Here is a 17,059-nt window from a genome sequence, read left to right on the forward strand (position 1 = left end):
ACCTCAAAAGGATAATGCTATGTCCAGCATTCTGACGAACAACAGCGCGATGGTCGCGCTCCAGACCCTGCAATCGGTCAACTCGAACCTGGCCAAGACGCAGGACATGATCTCGACCGGCAAGGAAGTCGGCTCGGCCAAGGATAACGCCGCCGTCTTCGCGATCTCCAAGGTGATGGAATCCGATGTCGGCGGCTTCAAGGCGATCTCCGACAGCCTCGCGCTCGGCGAGTCCACCGTCGCCGTCGGCCGCCAGGCCGCCGAAACGGTGACCGATCTGCTGACCGAGATGAAAGGCAAGATCGTCGCGGCGCAGGAAGAGAATGTCGACCGCTCCAAGATCCAGACCGATATCGCTGAATTGACCAAGCAGATCGGCTCGGTCGTAGGTTCGGCGCAGTTCAACGGCCTGAACTTGGTCAATGGTTCGGCGAATGCAATCAATGCGAACGGAAACACCGGTGTGGACGTGCTTTCCTCGCTCGACCGCGCTTCGGACGGTACCGTGACGGCCTCGAAGATCGGCGTGGACGCCCAGAACCTGTCAGTGACGACAGGTGCGAACACGCAAGACTTTAGTACTGCTACGGTATTGGCCGCTGGCGAGGCAGACTTGCGCATTACCGGAGCTGGCATTACAGGCGTAGATATAGCAACTGCCGGCGTCAGCACCCTCACTGGTACCACAAACGTGACTAACGGAGGAGGCTCCGAAACCATCACGATTGGTCAGGTAGCAGCTACTGACAGCTTCCAGATCGACATCGGACAGATGCAGATCAATACTGCTGACGGTAGTGTAGCAACCGGAGACCGAACCTTCCAGTACGTCGCGAGCGGGACCGATGGTACGGGAGATGTCGCCACCAACCTCGCCAAGCAGATCAACGCGTTCTTCGAGGCGGCAACCGATCCGTCCTTGGCATATTCCGCGACCGTTCAGAACGGCAACGAGATCGTCATTACCAATGGCTCCACCGCGGACATCGAGGTTGGTGTCGGCGCCATGACAGGCGGCACCCCGGGCAGCACGGCCGCAAGCGGTGGCCTCGGAGCGTTGCAGAGTCTCGATGTGACCACGAATGCCACCGGCGCGCTGAGCGACATCGAGGGCCTGATCCAGAAGTCGATCGATGCGGCCGCAGCTTTCGGTTCGGCCGAGGGTCGAATTGCCACCCAGTCTGAGTTCGTGGGCAAGCTGACCGATTCGCTGACCTCGGGGATCGGTTCGCTGGTCGATGCCAACATGGAAGAGGCCTCGGCGCGGCTGCAGGCGCTGCAGGTCCAGCAGCAGCTGGCGACCCAGTCGCTGTCGATCGCCAACCAGGCGCCGCAGGCCCTGCTGTCGCTCTTCCGCGGCTAACAACGGCAGGGGCGCCCGCGCGGCGCCCCTGACCCTTCCCCCGCTGCCCCCGTACAGATATCCGGAAAGGACAAGACGTGAACGCGATCCTGCAGGCACAGACCGCTTACGGCGCACAGGCCGGCCCCACCCGCACGCCGCGTGCCGTGGAATACGACACCTTCGCGCGGGTGACCCATCGTCTCAAGGCGGCCGCCGAGAATACCGACTCGCAGACCGCCCTCGCCACCGCGATCCACGACAACCGGCGGCTCTGGACGACGCTCGCCGTCGATGTCGCCGATGCCGCCAACCCGCTTCCGAAAGAGTTGCGCGCGCGCATCGTCTACTTGGCCGAATTCACCCGCCAGCACAGCGGGCGGGTGCTGCGCGACGGCGCGGATATCACCCCGCTCGTCGATATCAACACCGCCATGATGCGCGGCCTCAGCGACCGGAAGGCCAACGTATGAGCGGCCTTGTCCTGAAGCTGGGCCCCCGCGAACGGGTGCTGATCAACGGCGCCGTCATCGAGAACGGCGCGCGCCGGTCGAGCCTCGTAGTCCAGACCCCCAATGCCAACATCCTGCGGCTTCGTGATGCGATCCATCCCGAGGAGGCGACGACGCCCGTGCGCCGCGTGTGCTACAACGCGCAGCTGGTGCTGACGGGCGACAGTGACGCCGACGCCGTGCGCCCGCGCCTGCTGCGCCAGATCGAGGAACTGAGCCAGGTGCTGCGCGATCCCGACAGCCGCGCGCTGCTTGCGCGCGCGACGCAGGATCTTCTGGAAGATCAGCATTATCAATGTCTGAAGGCGCTCCGCGCGCTCCTGCCGCGCGAGGACCGTCTCATGGCGCATGGGCGTCTGTCATGACCTTCTCGCCCGTCCTTCCGACCGGTGGTCTGGCAGGATGGGCCCTGCTCGACCGGACGATGGATCGACAGACAGAGCTGTTCAATAAATCGCCGCGGCTCGTGCGGGACACCGCGTATTTCGAAAAGACCATCGGCACCATCACGACGGCGGACGAGCTTGTCTCGGATCGCCGTCTGCTGCGCGTCGCGCTCGGGGCCTTCGGGCTGCAGGAGGATATCGACAGCCGCGCCTTCATCCGCACGATTCTTGAAGAGGGGACGGGGCGCGACGACGCTCTGGCCAATCGACTGACCGATCCGCGATACAAGCAGCTCGCTGAGGCGTTCGGGTTCGCCGAGGATCAGACGTCACGCATCTCCGAGCCTGGTTTCGGAGCGACGATTACCGACCAGTTCCGACGTCGCGAATTCGAGGTTGCCGTCGGGGATCAGGACCAGGCCCTGCGCCTCGCCCTGAACGCCGAGCGCGAATTGGGCGCCATCGCAACCGGTGAGGCGTCCGAGAACGCCCGGTGGTTCAGCATTCTCGGCAACACCCCGCTGCGCCGCGTGTTCGAAACGGCCCTCGGATTGCCGGAAAGTTTCGCGCAGCTCGATCTCGACCGGCAGCTTGGCGAGATCAAGTCCCGCGCGGAACGTCAGCTCGGCATCACCTCCCTGTCGGATCTCGCCGCGCCGGATGTTCAGGAGCAATTGATCCGTCGCTATCTGGTGCGCGACCAGATCGCCAGCTTCAACGCCCAGTCCTCGCAGTCCATCGCGCTGGCCCTGCTCCAATCAGCGCCGCGCGCATTCTGATCCGACCCATCGATTGGCGGGTGCCGCCCATTGCGGCCAAGCTGTCAGGAACGACTGGTCAACGCAGTTCCCCGACCGCCCGCACCGGCCCGTCGCATGATCACGGACAGACGCGCGAAGCTGTTGTGGCTGCTGCCCGTCTCGATATCTCCGAGAAAGCCGTCAAGCTCCGGCCAGATGCGGATCGCCTGGTCGAGCTCTGGGTCGCTGCCTTCGACGTAGAGCCCGGCCTTGATCATCGTTTCGGCCCTCGCATAGCTGCCCAGGTAACGCCGCGCCTGGGAAATCAGCGCATTCTCATCAGCCCCTAGCGCTCCGGGCAGGGACCGCGACACAGAACGCAGGAGATCGATCGCCGGATAGCGCCCGCGCTCGGCGATCTGGCGGTCGAGCACGACATGCCCGTCGAGAACCCCGCGCAGAATGTCGGCGACCGGTTCATCCATGTCCGATCCGGCGACCAGCACGGTCAGAAGCGCGGTAATGTCGCCGGTCTGTCCTTCCCCCGGCCCGGCGCGTTCGCAAAGCGACATGATCGTCGGGCTGGTCGAGGCGGGATATCCGCGCAGCGCCGGCATTTCACCCGCGGATATCGCGATCTCGCGATGCGCCTCGGCGAACCGGGTCACCGAATCGGCGAGGAACAGGACATGAAGCCCCTGATCGCGGAAATGCTCGGCTACCGCCATGGCGGTCCACGCGCAGCGCCGGCGCACCAGCGGCGACCGATCCGAGGTGGCGGCGACGATCACTGCACGCCGCATGCCCTCCGGCCCCATGACATCGCGAATGAAATCGCCAAGCTCGCGCCCGCGCTCGCCGATCAGGGCGACCACCACGATGTCGGCCTGCATGTTGCGCGCCAGGTGCCCGAGCAGCATGGATTTTCCAACACCGGCACCCGCGAAAAGGCCGATCCTTTGCCCTTGGACGATCGGCAGGAAAGTATTGAAGGCCGCCATGCCCGTTTCCAGCCGGGGTCCCAGCGGACGGCGTCGCGCGGGCGGCGGCGGGTCCGCGCGCACGGCCCGCTTCCGAGTGCCGCGCAGCAGCGGGCGATCGTCGAGCGGTTGGCCGTAAGGATCTATCACCCTGCCGATCCAGTCGGCCGAGGGTGCGATCGTGGCGGCGCCGAGCAGGATCACCCGGTCTCCCAGCGCCATGCCTTCGGCAGGCTCATCCGGCATCACGAGAACCGAGGCCTGTTCGAGTTGCAGCACCTCGCCGGTGCGCGGCGGCCCGTCGCGGGTATGAATCCGCACCCGGTCGCCGAGTCGCGCCACGGCCGACAGCCCTGAGACGCGCAGCGCGGCCCCCTGCACCGAGGCGACGCGCCCGATATTGTGGAGCGCCGAAAGCGCCGAGATTTCGGCCCGCAGGCCATCGAACTGATTTTGGGTCATTCGAACGCTCCGATCATGTCCTGAAAACAATTTCTAAAGGAATCAGGGTTAAGCCTTGATTGAAGCCAATCGAGGGAGAAGCCCTGATGTTCGAAAAACTTGAAATCTTCCGCATGTCCCATGCGATGGCCACCCATGCCGGGGCCCGGCAGGCAGTGGTCGCACAGAACATGGCGAACGCCGATACGCCGGGATATGCCGCGCGCGACATCGCCCCCTTCAAGACGCTTTACGAGGCGCCCGGCGTCACGCATCTGCCACGCGCCACGCGGGCGGGTCATCTCCTCGGCCCAGGCGTCCAGTCCGCGTTCACGGTGGAGGAACGCGATGGCGCGCGGCGCGATCCCAACGGAAATTCCGTCGCCCTGGAAACCGAAATGCTGAACGCGGTCGAGGTCAAGCGCCAGCACGACCGCGCGATCGCGGTTTATCGGTCATCACTCACCCTGCTGCGCACCGCGCTCGGTCGGGGCTAGGGGGGGCATCATGAGCGATTTCGCAAATTCCCTCTCGGTTTCGGCCAGCGGTCTCAAGGCCCAGACACAGCGCCTGGTTCACGTGTCGGAAAACATCGCCAATGCCGACACGCCCGGCTATCGGCGCAAGACCGTGTCGTTCGAGACGGCGTTCAACGGCCCCGGCGCCACCGGCAAGGTCGAGCCGGGCCGCGTCCAGCTCGACCGCAGCGAGCTGACGCGGGTCTACGATCCGGGGCACCCGCTCGCCGACGAGACCGGGCAGTATGATGGCTCCAATGTCGATCTGATGATCGAGATCGCGGATGCGCGCGAGGCCCAGCGCAGCTACGAGGCCAATCTCAAGATGTTCGAACAGGCCCGGCAGATGTCGTCGCGCCTGATGGAACTGTTACGCAGGTAAAGCTGATCAAGGAGGTCCAGAATGGATATCACAGCACTTCACGCCGCGCAGAAATACGCCGCCTCGAAACCGGCGACAGAGCCGCAGCCGGGCTCGGCGGGCGCGGCCTTCCAGAGCATGGCCCGCGATTTCGCAGCCACGTTGCGCGAAGGAGAGGACGTCGCCACGGCCTCGATGACCGGCGAGGCGGATCCGCATGCGCTCGTACAGGCGCTGGCCCAGACCGAGCTTGCCGTCGAGGCGGCGGTGACGGTGCGCGACCGGGTGGTCGAGGCGTATCAGGAAATCCTGCGGATGCCGGTCTGACGCGATGCGTGACGAGGTCCTCTTTTTCGACACGCTCCGCGAGGGGCTCTGGGTGGCGCTCATCATTTCCTTTCCGATCCTCGCCGTGGCGCTGATCGCCGGGCTGGTCGTGGGGCTTTTCCAGGCCCTCACATCGATCCAGGAACTGACCCTCACCTTCGTGCCGAAACTCGCGGCCATCGTCGTCGTCTTCTGGCTGAGCATGGGCTTCATGACCCAGACACTGGTGACTTTCTTTCAGGATCGGCTCGTGCCGATGATCGTAGGAGGCTAGGATGGAAGCGTCCGGGTACACGACCCTTACCCGACAATCGGGGCTGATGAACGAATTGCGCGTGGTAGCCAACAACATCGCCAACGCCGCGACGACGGGCTACCGGCAGGACGGGCTGATCTTTTCCGAATACGTCAAGCGGACCGGTGACGGCGAAGCGTTGTCGATGGCGCAGGGCAATGTCCGCAGCCTTTCTGCGCTGCAGGGGCCGCTCAACCAGACCGGCGGCGGGCTCGACATGGCGATCGAGGGCGACGGGTTCTTCCTGATCGAGACACCGTCCGGCGAGCGTCTGACACGGGCGGGCAGTTTCACGCGCTCGGGTGCGGGCGATCTCGTGACGCCGGACGGCTTCCGTGTGCTCGATGCGGGCGGCGCGCCGGTTTTCGTGCCGCCCGATATCACCGATCCGGGGATCTCGCCCGATGGCACGCTCAGCGACGGGGACCGGCCGCTGGCGCAGATCGGCATCGTGCGCCCCGTCGCGGGCACGGACCTCCTGCGCGAGGACGGGGTCATGTTCCGCGCCGATGGCGGGGTCGAGCCGGCACTGGAAGCGCGCGTGTTGCAAGGGTTCCTCGAGGGGTCGAACGTCGATCCCATCGGCCAGATCGCCCGTATGATCGAGGTCCAGCGCGCCTACGAGATGGGCCAAAGCTTTCTCGATGCCGAGAACGAGCGGATGATGAATGCGCTCGACACATTCACCCGCTAACCACGAAGGACGACCACGATGCATGCTCTCAAGATCGCCGCAACAGGCATGGCCGCCCAGCAGATGCGGGTGGCGACGATTTCCAACAACCTCGCGAACATGTCCACCACGGGCTACAACGCCCGGCGCGCGGAATTCGCCGACCTGCATTACCAGCAACTGGCCCGGGCCGGCACGATCAACGCCGCCGATGGCACGGTGCTGCCCACCGGTGTGCAGCTCGGCCTCGGGGTGCGCCCCTCGGCGATCTCGGTCGATCTCGCCCAGGGGTCGCTCAGCGAGACCGGTGGCGATCTCGATCTCGCGATCGAGGGCGCCGGCTATCTCGAGGTGACGCTGCCATCGGGGCAGGCGGCCTACACCCGCGACGGCGCGCTCAAGCGTTCGGCGGAGGGGCTGATCGTCAATTCCGAAGGCTTCGCGGTGGCGCCCGAGATCACCATCCCCGAGGATGCGCGCAGCATCTCGATCAACGCCGAGGGCGAGGTCTTCGCCTTCTTCCAGAACGAGCCCGAGGCGCAATCCATCGGCCAGCTGAACCTTGCGGGCTTTTCCAATGCCAAGGGGCTCGAGGCGATCGGCAGCAACCTGTTCCTCGAAACAGAGGCGTCCGGGGCGCCCAACGTTACCACCGCGGGACAGGACGGTCTCGGGACCCTGCGCCAGGGCTACCTCGAGGACAGTTCCGTCGATCCTGTGCGCGAGATCACCGAACTGATCGAGGCGCAGCGCGGCTACGAGATGAACGCCAAGGTGATCACCGCCGCCGACCAGATGCTCAGCGCCACGACACAGGTGCGCTGATGCGGCGCGTGCTCGCATTTCTTCTGGTCGCGGGGGCCGGACCGGCGCTGGCCGACGTGATCGTGCCGACCCGCACGATCCGGGCGCAGGAAATCATCGGCCCGGACGATCTGCTGCTGCGGCAGGGCGAGGGCGGCGCCCCCGTCACGCTGCAGGATCTGATCGGCCAGGAGGCCCGGGTCGCGCTTTATCCCGGGCGCGCGGTGCATCCCCATCACGTCGGTCCGCCGACGGTGGTGGATCGCAACCAGGTGGTACCCCTCGTCTATGCCCGGGGCGGTGTGCGCATCGTGACCGAGGGGCGCGCACTCGCGCGGGCCGGGGTCGGGGACTACGTCCGGGTGATGAACCTTGCCTCTCGGGCGACCGTCATGGGCCGGGTGTCGCCGGACGGCCAGATCGAAGTGTCCCGCTAGACGGGCGACAGGAGAAACCATGCCCTATTTTCGCAACATCATGCTTCTGACCTGCGCCGGCATCATCGCGGCGTGCGGTCGCATAGACCATATCGGCAAGCCACCCAGCTTCACCCCCACACAGAATGCCAATGAAGAACTCGCCATGCTCGATCCCGGTCTGCCGCTGCAACGGGCGGGCAATGCGCCATTCGGCGAGGCCTCGCTCTGGAGCGCCGAGAAAAGGTCTCTCCTAGGCGATCGGCGTGCGGCGCAGCGCGGGGATATCATGACCGTGGTCATCGAGATCGACGAAGAGGCGCAAATGTCCAATACGACCGAACGGTCGCGCAGCGGATCCGAGGATCTCTCGATCCCGGACCTTTTCGGGTTGCCGCAACGCGTCAACCCGGCCTTGCCCGAAGGCGCCAGCCTCGACCCTGCCGTGGGGATCGAGTCGAGCAGTCGCTCGGGCGGCGACGGCTCCGTTCGGCGCAGCGAGGAATTGACGCTGCGGGTCGCCGCCACGGTGATGCGAGTGCTTCCCAATGGCGTGCTGGAGATCCAGGGGTCGCAGGAGGTGCGAGTGAATTTCGAGCTTCGCGAGCTTCTGGTCACGGGGTTCGTGCGGCCCGAGGACATCTCGCGCCAGAACGAGATTACCTATGACAAGATCGCCGCTGCGCGCATCTCCTATGGCGGGCGCGGGCAGATCACGGATGTCCAACAACCCCGGATCGGCCAACAAGTCCTCGATGCCATCCTTCCGTTCTGAATTCCTTTTCAAGGAGATACCGATGCTTCGAAAGGTCTTGCCCGTGATCGTGGGGCTACTGGGAGCCGCGGGCGGAGTTGCTGCGGGGTTATGGTTTGCACCCGGAATAGGGGATGCTCCGCCCACCGCTGCGAGCGACGGCGCGTCGGCGCCCGAAGGGTCACCGCCTGACGCATCGATCGGCACCGAATTCATCAAGCTCAACAATCAGTTCGTCGTGCCCATCGTCCAGCGCGAGAAGATCAGTGCAATGGTCGTCCTGTCGCTTGATGTCGAGATCACCGAAGGCGCCGCAGAGCAGGTCTACGCCCGCGAACCCAAGCTGCGGGACGCCTTCCTGCAAGTTCTTTTCGATCACGCCAACATGGGCGGTTTCGCGGGCGAATTCACCGATTCCGGCAACATGGACGTGCTGCGGGGGGCCCTCACGGATGTCGCGCGAAACATGCTTGGCGAGGTGGTCCACGGCGTGTTGATCACCGGGATCGCGCGCCAGGACGTGTGACCGGGCCGGACGTCAGCCCGACATCCACTTATCCAGAACGCAAAGCTGCGCGCGCTCGGTGGCGTCGCGCGCGCGGGCCTCAACCCGGCGCTTTGCGCGCGCGGTCGCAGCCATTTCCTCGATCGCCTCGGCCTTTCCGAAGGCGCGGCGCAGCTTGCCTGCCATCTGCCCCTTGCGCGCCAGAACGCGCGCCAGTTCGGACTGCAACTCCGCCTTCTTGCGGCCCACCCATGCCTGCCAGATCATGTCGCCGCCGATCTGGCGCAGGCCGTCGAGATCGGTGTCAGGTAGGGCCTCGTTTGCCGCGCGCTGCGCGTCGAGCCGCGCAAGGGCTGCACGCAAACGCTTTTCTTCCTGCAACACCTGCGCCATGCGCGCCGCCTCGGCGCGATAAAGCGCCTGCGTGACCTCGCAGAGTGCGTCGAAATCCTCGGGTATCATCGCCGGTATCCCGCCTTCTGTCGCATCTTGTCCGCAAACCGGATCGCGGCCGCCACGGCGCGATATTGCGACGGGTCGATCTCCTGACCTATCTCGGTCCCGGCATGAAGCGCGCGCGCCGTCGGCGGATCGCTGTGCACGGGGACTCCGTGCTGGAAGGCACATTCACGGATCGCCTGCGCCATGTGATCGACCCCCTTGGCCACGCAGGCCGGCGCCGAGCCGGACGCGCGGCTCCATTTCAGGGCCACGGCGTAATGCGTCGGGTTGACGATCACCACATCCGCCTGCGGCAGGTCGGCCATCATCTGGCTGGCCGCGATCTGCATCGCCTTCTGCCGGCGTTGCTGTTTCATGTGCGGATCGCCCTCGTTCTGCTTGTGCTCGTCGCGGATTTCCTTGTGCGACATCATGTTGCGACGGCGATGATCGTAATGCTGCCAGAAGAAATCGACCGACCCAATGGCCAGCGCGATCAGCAGCACGACAAAGAGGAATTCCAGCGTCATGCGTGCCATCAGGGCGCCGATGATCCGCGGCTCGGCATGCAGCGATCCGGCGATCTGCGGCAGGCGGCCGGCGAGGTAGACACCCAGCAGGACACAGAAAAGCAGCAATTTCACGGCGCTCTTGGCGAACTCGAAAAGACCGGTCGGGCCGTACTTGTTCTTGGCGTTCTGCAACGGGTCGATGCGCGAGAACTTGGGTTCGAGCTTTGACGGTGCGACCACGAAACTGCGCTGCGCGAGGACCGACAGAAGCGCCAATCCGGCCGGCAGCGCGAACCAGACGGCCATGGCGACACAGATCCCGAGCAGGATCTCGCCCAGCGCAGATGCCCCGCCGCCGCCGCCCGCCTCGAAGATCGCCGTCGCGAACTGGTTCGAGCGCGAGAAAAGCAGCATCAGGCTCGAGCTGGCGTCGCTGATCGATGCGGCCCCGGCAACCGCGGCCGCGATCAGGAATCCCGCATAGGATCCGGCGGTGTTCAGATCGGCCGACCGCGCCAATTCGCCCTTCTTGCGTGCCTCGTCGAGCTTGTGCTGCGTCGGTTCCTCGGTCTTGTCGGTGTCGTCGTCCTGCCCGGCCATCAGCCGTCTCCGAGTGGATTGGCGAGGAAGCCGTGAAGCGCCTCCACCCAGAGCTTGAGCATGGTGGGCGCGAGCAACATCAGCAGCGCGAGCCCCGCCGCGGTGATCGCCGGGGCGCCGACGAAGACGACCATCAGCTGCGGCATGGCCCGGTTGATGATCCCCAGCGTCAGGTTGTAGACCATGGAGGCGATGACGAAAGGGGCCGACAGCGTGAAGGCGAACCCGAACGCATGCGCGACCCGGGCGATGCCCCATTGCGCCACGTCGGGCGCCGACAACCCTTCGGAGACCGGAAAGACCCGGTAGCTCAGCACCGCCATCTCGGCGAGGCGCACATGCAGATCGAGGATCATGGCAAGCGCCACGGCCCCTATGACCAGGATATGACCCATGGCGGGAATGGGCGTGGTGCTGGCCCCGCCGAGAAACTGGGCGAGCGACGTCGATTGCGCCGCGATCGAGCCCGCGGTCTGCAGCGCGAGCACGAACAGGCGGATCCCGATCCCGAGCAGCAGGCCGACGCCGCTTTCGGTCAGCACCAGGCCGGGCAGCGGCGCCGTCATCCCCCCCGAGGACATCAGGTGGGGCGCCACCGCCGGGGTCACGATCGCGGTCATGGCAAGCGCCAGTCCCAGCTTGATGCGCGTCGGCACGGAATTCTCTCCGAACCCGGGAAACAGCGCGATGATCGGCGCGACGCGCAGGAAGACGGTGAAATGCAGCCACAGGAGATCCTGGGTGATCTCGAGCCCTTCCATCAGTGCGGTCATGCCGCGACTACCCCCACGAGCGCGGGTTTCGTGTCGATGCCGATTTCCTCGAACGACAGGACCGGCGTGTTGATATGCTTTGCCGAGAGGGCGGTGCGCAGGAAACGCCGGCGGTGCGTCGCGGTGACGACGGCGGGCGTGATGCCGTTCTCGGCGGCGCGCTTTATCTCGTCGCCGACGGCCGTGGTCAGGGTGTTGAACACGTCCGGCGGCAGCGCGACATCGCGGCGCCCCTTGTCGCCGTCGACCTGGTAGGTGGTGAACGTCTCCTCCCATTCGGGGGCAAGTTGAATGAGCGGAAGCGAGCCGTCGCTGCGCTGCAGGTCCGCCACCAGCTGGAACCCGAGCCGCTGGCGCACGTGTTCGCAGATGGTCTCGGGCGTGGGAAGGGTCTGACGCGCCTCGGCCGTCGCCTCGATGATCAGCGGCAGGTTGCGGATCGAGACCTGCTCGGCCAGAAGCAGCCGCAGGACGGCGTGCAGTAGATCGGGTGAGACGCGATCCGGGATCATCTCGTCGAGCAGTTTGCGATTCGCCTCGGCACGGGTCTGGTCGGTCAGGTTCACCATCTCGTCGAGAAGGCGCCGCATCGCCTTCATTGTCAGCAGGCGGCTGAGATTGCGGCGGATCACCTCGAGCAGATGCGTGGCGAGAATTTCCGGTGGGGCGACCAGCGTTATCCCGTCGAGGGCCGCCTGATCACGGTCGGCGCCCGGGATCCAGCGCGCCGGCGCGCCATAGACCGGTTCGGTGATGGTGTCTCCGGCGGGCAGGCCCGGATGGCGCTCGGGATCGAGCGCCAGCAGGTGATTGGCACGCAGGGTGGCGCGCGCCTGCTCGACGCCCTGAACGCGGATGACGTAACTTTCGGGGGGCAGTCCCGGCTCGTCGGTCAGGCGGATTTCCGGCAGGATCAGACCGTATTGTGTGGCCGTGAACCGCCGCATGTTGGCGATACGCGCATCGAGCCCGGCGCCGGGATCCAGCACCATGTTCACCAGGTCGGGGGCGAATTCAACGTGGATGTCGTCAAGCTCGAGAATATCGCCCATCGATTGTTCGGGCGGGGCCGCAGGTGTCTCGTCTGCCGGCGTGGAGGTCTGCGCCGCGATCTTCCGGCGCTGGCCGATCAAGGCCAATGTGCCCAGGCCGATCCCGCCAAGGATGAAGGGCATGAACGGCAGCCCCGGCACCAGGGCGAACATGACCATGAGCACCGCCACGGTGCCGATCGCCGTCGGATGCCGGCCCAATTGATCGGTGATGGCGATGTCTGTCGATCCCAGCGTGCCGCCGCGCGCCAGCAGCAGCGCCGAGGCGATCGAGATGATGACGGCCGGGATCTGCGTCACGAGCCCGTCCCCGACGGTGAGGATCGCGTAGGTCTCGAATGCCTGGCCGATCGGCATATCATGGATCACGGTGCCCATGATCAGCCCCATGACGAGGTTCAGCAGGGTGATGAGAAGGCCGGCGATCGCATCGCCCTTGACGAATTTCGAGGCGCCGTCGAGGGATCCGAAGAACGTGGTTTCCTGCTGGTCGCGCTCGCGCCGCGCGCGCGCATCCTCGTGGTTGATGGCGCCCGCGGACATGTCGCTGTCGATGGCCATCTGCTTGCCGGGCATGCCGTCAAGCGCGAACCGCGCACCGACCTCGGCCATCCGCGCCGCGCCCTTGGTGATGACCATGAAGTTGACGATCAGCAGGACCCCGAACACGACGAGACCGAGAAAGATGCTGCCACCCATAACGAAATTGGCGAATCCCTCGATGACCTCGCCCGCGGCGTCCGTTCCGGTATGACCCTGCCCGATGATCAGCTTGGTCGAGGACACGTTCAGCGACAGCCGGAGCATCAGCGACGCCAGCAGGATCGTCGGGAAGGCCGAGAAGTCGAGCGGCCGTTCGATGAAGAGGGTGATCGTGAAGATCAGGATCGCGAGCGCGAACGACGCTGCCAACCCGACATCCAGCACCCAGGCCGGCACCGGCAGGATCATCATCACGATGATCGCCATGAGCGCGACGGCCAGCATCACCGTCGGCTGGAAGAACTGGCTGATGGACATCCCCTTCATGCCGCGAGGTCCACGGACCCGGAGAGAGCAGGTATCGTCCGTGCCTGTCGCTCATGCCAAGCGAGATTTCGCCTTTGGACGGCGCCGGTGTCCAGAACGGGTGCCGGAATCGACACACCCAAGGTCCGGATCCGCTCGCGTCCGGCATCGCGTTTCGTCACCGTGCTGCCCGCGGCCTCCGGCAGCATTTTCAGAGGCGTATCGCTAGCAGCGCGGACCGACTGGACCGGTGTCGCGCTCGGCGACCTTGTGCCCCGTGGATGTACCGCAATGACGTCCTTCTTGCGTGTGACCGCGATGTCTCGTCGCATGCCGGGCCCTTTCTGGGTCAATGACAGTCTCGTCGTTCGAGTGCGACTTTATGGATCCTTGGTTGACAAGTGGTAACCAGGAACGGGTCTCTTACTCTTGCGGATCCCCGGGCATCCCCTTTGCGTCGAGAAGGGTCGTCATGGCCGCGCGCAATGTGCCGCTGCTTTCAAGCAAGGCGCGGTTGCGTTCGAGGATCGGGGTAGAGTCGGTCCCGACGTCTGCGGACGAATCCCGGAGCGCCGCTACGGTCTGACGCAAGACAGGATCCTGCGCGGTGGCCATGCGGTCGAGGTCCTGCGCAAGCCACGCCGCCTCCGCCGCCTCCTCGGGCCTGTCGCTTGCGACGTAGAGGGCCCGTGCGGCTGCGTGATCGCCAGCGACACTCCGGGCCCGTGCCCGCAGAAGGTCCGCATCCGGTCCATCAAGACCCAGAAGCTCGACCTCGGCCTGACGCGGACGGTCCTGCACTAAGGCGATTTGGGCGCGCGCCAGCTTCGAGGGGCGCGCGTTTCGGCCGGGCAGGTCCGCCGCCACGAACTGGCGGGCCCGTTCGGCAAGACCGGATCCGAGAAGACGCGTGGCGATATCGACGCCCGGATCGGCCGGCACCATGGCCGGCGCCACCAGACGATCGTTCAACGCGTGACGCAGGAACGTCACATCATCGGCATGGCGTGTCATCTGTCCGAGGAGAGACGCCGCGATCTCCGTAGCCCCCGCCGCGTCGAGTTCCGATCGCAACCTCTCGTACTCCGCGACCGCCTCGGCGAAGGCGCCCGACGCGCCCAGAGCCGAAAGATATGCACCGGTCATCCGCCGTCCCAGATCCGTGCCGCGGTGCTCAAAGGCGTAGGCGCCCGCAAGCTCGGCCTTGTCCAGGGGCACTGGCGCGCCCTCGGACAGCAACCCGTCGATCATCCGTGCAAGCGCTTCTGCAGCGGCCACGGAGTTGCTTGCCACGGCGGTATCGAGGTCCGCGCGGGTGGTGCCGGCATCGGATTCGGCGCCTCCAAGCTCGACGCGCGCGAGGGCCAGGTCCGGGGAATCCGGCGCGCCGGTGCGTGCTGTCATGCGCAGGATGTCCCGCGCGGTCTTTGCGTGTCGCGCCTTGCTCAGACGACGGGCGAGTTCGGGTCCGAAGCTATTCCGCAAGGGCGCCGGAAGCGCCGCGAAACTGCGCAGAAGGGCCTTGTGATCGAAAACCGCCTCGACCGGCACCGCCGGCATCGCGAGCAAGGCCCAGAGCACGGCAGGCTCTCCGCAGCCGGTCATGTCGGCAAGGCGCCCAACGGATGAGACGTGGCCGTGATCCATGATCAGCGAGATCTCGTGCAGGATCCGGTCGGCCTCTGACCCCCGGGACCGCAGATCGAGGATCTGCCGCGCCTCTGCGCCGAAACCGAAATGCAGGTAGGCGCGGGCGAGCTGCAGCGCGATCTCTTCGTCCGGACGATCGAATTCGCGCAGAAGCTGACGGTTGAGCGCCCCGATCTGCTGGTGGAAGGGTTCGGTGCCCGCCCAGGAGGGCAAATCGACCAGTTCCGCTGTCGGACAGTCGGCGTTTCCGTCAGCAGGTGTCGTCGCGAGCTGGATCGACGAGATTGCATCATCGATACTGCTTTGCGCGCGCAGGTTCAACGCCGCGCCGCCAGAGGGCTGCGCAACCGCCGTCGCGGCGGAGTCTTCGCCCCGCGGGGCGGCGGACGCCGGCTGCGCGGTTCCGGTATCGGTCAGGCGCTCGCTTTCGGGACGCGTCCGCGGACTTGGGGTCAGAAGGCCCTGGCTTGCCGCACGGCCCAGCTCGGTGAGAAGTTTTTTCCGCATTTGCGAAAGATCCGCGCGTTCGTCTTCGGACGAGGGACCTCCCGCCCCGGTCGGGTCCGGAAAGCGCATATCAGGCAACCTCGTCGCAAACCTCCGTGAGAGCCGCGCGTTGACATCATTCGACGGTGTCGTTCGGTGCGGAATGTCCTTTTCCGGTGCCGATGCCGACGGGATCGACGGTTGCGGCGGCGTCGCGACCCGGGGGAACGCTTCGCCGATGTCGAGCACGAGCATGGTGTCGGTATGCCAGAAGGCTTGCACGCCACAGTCACAGGCCAGGTCAAGCTCAAGCTCACCGGGCGCAGGGTCGATCGCGCGCAGCCGGCCCTTGCCGATCCGGTCGAACACGCGGGTGGTGTCGAAATCCAGCCCCGGCTCGGAAAAGCGTATCTTTCTCACCTCGCCCTCGGCGGCCATTTGCCACTCCGCCTTGTACGGCATGTCAAGGGCAAGACGCGTGAAGCTTCCGTGCTCGCCGGACCTGACGGAGACCGTCTGCGCCGAGGCGGCACCGGCCAGGCAGAAAACACCCAGACACAGCAAACGTACCATCATGCCGCCCCCTGTTTCACTTTTTTCAACGCCTGTTCGAGATCCGTAAAGCTGGGACGGTTGTGAAGAGGGGCGTTCTGGCGTCCGACCTCGATGCAGATATTCGCGGCATGATTGTGCAGATTGGCGATCAGGACCTCGCGGATAAGGCGGTAGAAATGGGCATCCTCCTCGACGACATCGCGCACCTTGACCGAGAACGGCCCGACGAAGCCGTAGGCGAGAAACACTCCCAGGAAGGTGCCCACGAGGGCGCCGCCGATCATCTTCCCGAGGATTTCGGGCGGTTGGTCGATCGAGGCCATGGTCTTGATCACGCCCAGCACGGCAGCGACGATGCCGAGGGCGGGCAACCCGTCGGCGACGGTCTGAAGGGCGTGGCTGGATTGCAGGGCGTGATGCTCGCTGACCTCCATGCGTTTTTCGAGAACCTCCTCGACCTGGTGCGGATCGTCGTAGTTCATCATTGCCGAACGCAGCGTATCGCCGATCAGCGCGACCGCTTCCGCGTCCGCGAGGATGCGTGGATAACCCGCGAATATCGTCGATGTTTCCGGCTGTTCGATATGCGCCTCGATCGCCACCGGGTTCTGCCGGCTGAGGCGGATCAGGGTGAAGAGCAGGCACAGCAGATCGCGATAATCGTCGGGCTTCCATTTCGGACCCTTGAACACCTTCGCGAGATCCCGGAAAGTCGTCTTGATGACAGACTGGTCATTGGCTATGAGGAACGCGCCGGCGGCGGCGCCGCAGATGATCATCATCTCGAAGGGAAGGGCCGCGAAAATGATGTCGAGCTTGCCTCCGGCGGCAAGATAGCCCCCGAAAACCATGATGAAGATCAGAAGAATACCGATGGTTCCGAGCATTATATTCTCCGCGGATGTACATGTGTCAGGGTGGCATCGGA

20 protein-coding genes are annotated in these 17,059 nt (G+C 65.4%); 13 read left to right on the forward strand and 7 right to left on the reverse strand.

All coding sequences use genetic code 11. The features are described from left to right. Positions 1–19: 19 nt before the first annotated feature. From V8324_RS10785 to V8324_RS10800, 4 genes are all read left to right on the forward strand, one after another. Positions 20–1,363: a flagellin N-terminal helical domain-containing protein gene (locus tag V8324_RS10785; protein WP_336419943.1), complete on the forward strand. Its 1,344-nt coding sequence runs from the start codon at positions 20–22 to the stop codon at positions 1,361–1,363. 77 nt (positions 1,364–1,440) lie between these two features. After that, the gene (gene flaF / locus V8324_RS10790; RefSeq protein WP_336419944.1) at positions 1,441–1,815 is read left to right on the forward strand and encodes a flagellar biosynthesis regulator FlaF; all 375 of its coding nucleotides are present in this window, start codon (positions 1,441–1,443) and stop codon (positions 1,813–1,815) included. Further along, positions 1,812–2,219 carry a flagellar biosynthesis repressor FlbT gene (gene flbT / locus V8324_RS10795; RefSeq protein ID WP_336419945.1) on the forward strand — a complete coding sequence of 136 codons (408 nt, stop codon included), beginning with the start codon at positions 1,812–1,814 and terminating at the stop codon, positions 2,217–2,219. Before flaF ends, flbT begins: the two co-directional genes overlap by 4 nt. Next, entirely contained in the window at positions 2,216–3,019 is an 804-nt protein-coding gene (locus V8324_RS10800) for a DUF1217 domain-containing protein (RefSeq protein WP_336419946.1), read from the forward strand. The genes flbT and V8324_RS10800 overlap by 4 nt, the downstream gene beginning before the upstream one ends. A 44-nt stretch (positions 3,020–3,063) precedes the next feature. Here the strand turns inward: V8324_RS10800 and V8324_RS10805 are convergent, their stop codons facing one another. Beyond that, positions 3,064–4,422 (reverse strand): FliI/YscN family ATPase, encoded by a 1,359-nt coding sequence (locus V8324_RS10805; RefSeq protein ID WP_336419947.1) that lies wholly within the window; start codon positions 4,420–4,422, stop codon positions 3,064–3,066. Between the two features lie 86 nt (positions 4,423–4,508). On the opposite strand from V8324_RS10805, the gene V8324_RS10810 reads away from it, so the two are divergent. The 9 genes from V8324_RS10810 to V8324_RS10850 are packed head-to-tail and all read left to right on the forward strand — an operon-like array spanning position 4,509 to position 9,075. After that, positions 4,509–4,898, forward strand: a complete 390-nt coding sequence (locus tag V8324_RS10810; RefSeq protein WP_336419948.1) for a FlgB family protein — start codon at positions 4,509–4,511, stop codon at positions 4,896–4,898. A gap of 10 nt (positions 4,899–4,908) precedes the next feature. After that, positions 4,909–5,301 (forward strand): flagellar basal body rod protein FlgC, encoded by a 393-nt coding sequence (gene flgC / locus V8324_RS10815; RefSeq protein ID WP_336419949.1) that lies wholly within the window; start codon positions 4,909–4,911, stop codon positions 5,299–5,301. A gap of 21 nt (positions 5,302–5,322) precedes the next feature. Beyond that, positions 5,323–5,607: a flagellar hook-basal body complex protein FliE gene (fliE, locus tag V8324_RS10820; protein ID WP_336419950.1), complete on the forward strand. Its 285-nt coding sequence runs from the start codon at positions 5,323–5,325 to the stop codon at positions 5,605–5,607. A 4-nt stretch (positions 5,608–5,611) separates the two neighbouring features. Further along, complete coding sequence (locus tag V8324_RS10825) at positions 5,612–5,881, forward strand: flagellar biosynthetic protein FliQ (RefSeq protein ID WP_336419951.1); 270 nt, start codon at positions 5,612–5,614, stop codon at positions 5,879–5,881. Between the two features lies 1 nt (position 5,882). Next, entirely contained in the window at positions 5,883–6,596 is a 714-nt protein-coding gene (locus V8324_RS10830; protein ID WP_336419952.1) for a flagellar hook-basal body complex protein, read from the forward strand. 18 nt (positions 6,597–6,614) lie between these two features. Beyond that, positions 6,615–7,400: a flagellar basal-body rod protein FlgG gene (gene flgG / locus V8324_RS10835; protein WP_336419953.1), complete on the forward strand. Its 786-nt coding sequence runs from the start codon at positions 6,615–6,617 to the stop codon at positions 7,398–7,400. Next, complete coding sequence (gene flgA, locus V8324_RS10840) at positions 7,400–7,816, forward strand: flagellar basal body P-ring formation chaperone FlgA (protein WP_336419954.1); 417 nt, start codon at positions 7,400–7,402, stop codon at positions 7,814–7,816. Before flgG ends, flgA begins: the two co-directional genes overlap by 1 nt. Positions 7,817–7,835: 19 nt before the next feature. Next, a complete protein-coding gene (flgH, locus tag V8324_RS10845) occupies positions 7,836–8,570 on the forward strand; it encodes a flagellar basal body L-ring protein FlgH (protein ID WP_336419955.1) in 735 nt (244 codons plus the stop codon). Positions 8,571–8,592: 22 nt separating this feature from the next. Continuing rightward, entirely contained in the window at positions 8,593–9,075 is a 483-nt protein-coding gene (locus V8324_RS10850; RefSeq protein ID WP_336419956.1) for a flagellar basal body-associated FliL family protein, read from the forward strand. Positions 9,076–9,087: 12 nt separating this feature from the next. Here the strand turns inward: V8324_RS10850 and V8324_RS10855 are convergent, their stop codons facing one another. The 6 genes from V8324_RS10855 to motA all read right to left on the reverse strand — a co-directional run bounded on the left by V8324_RS10855 (position 9,088) and on the right by motA (position 17,018). Then, positions 9,088–9,516, reverse strand: a complete 429-nt coding sequence (locus tag V8324_RS10855; protein ID WP_336419957.1) for a hypothetical protein — start codon at positions 9,514–9,516, stop codon at positions 9,088–9,090. Further along, complete coding sequence (locus tag V8324_RS10860; protein ID WP_336419958.1) at positions 9,513–10,607, reverse strand: EscU/YscU/HrcU family type III secretion system export apparatus switch protein; 1,095 nt, start codon at positions 10,605–10,607, stop codon at positions 9,513–9,515. The genes V8324_RS10855 and V8324_RS10860 overlap by 4 nt, the downstream gene beginning before the upstream one ends. Next, positions 10,607–11,380, reverse strand: a complete 774-nt coding sequence (locus tag V8324_RS10865; protein ID WP_336419959.1) for a flagellar biosynthetic protein FliR — start codon at positions 11,378–11,380, stop codon at positions 10,607–10,609. The genes V8324_RS10860 and V8324_RS10865 overlap by 1 nt, the downstream gene beginning before the upstream one ends. Beyond that, positions 11,377–13,461 (reverse strand): flagellar biosynthesis protein FlhA, encoded by a 2,085-nt coding sequence (gene flhA / locus V8324_RS10870; protein WP_336419960.1) that lies wholly within the window; start codon positions 13,459–13,461, stop codon positions 11,377–11,379. The genes V8324_RS10865 and flhA overlap by 4 nt, the downstream gene beginning before the upstream one ends. 402 nt (positions 13,462–13,863) lie before the next feature. Then, a complete protein-coding gene (locus tag V8324_RS10875) occupies positions 13,864–16,152 on the reverse strand; it encodes a hypothetical protein (protein ID WP_336419961.1) in 2,289 nt (762 codons plus the stop codon). Further along, positions 16,149–17,018: a flagellar motor stator protein MotA gene (gene motA, locus V8324_RS10880; RefSeq protein ID WP_336419962.1), complete on the reverse strand. Its 870-nt coding sequence runs from the start codon at positions 17,016–17,018 to the stop codon at positions 16,149–16,151. Before motA ends, V8324_RS10875 begins: the two co-directional genes overlap by 4 nt. Positions 17,019–17,059 lie beyond the last annotated feature (41 nt).

The organism is Roseovarius sp. D22-M7, assembly GCF_037083785.1.
Taxonomy (GTDB): domain Bacteria; phylum Pseudomonadota; class Alphaproteobacteria; order Rhodobacterales; family Rhodobacteraceae; genus Roseovarius.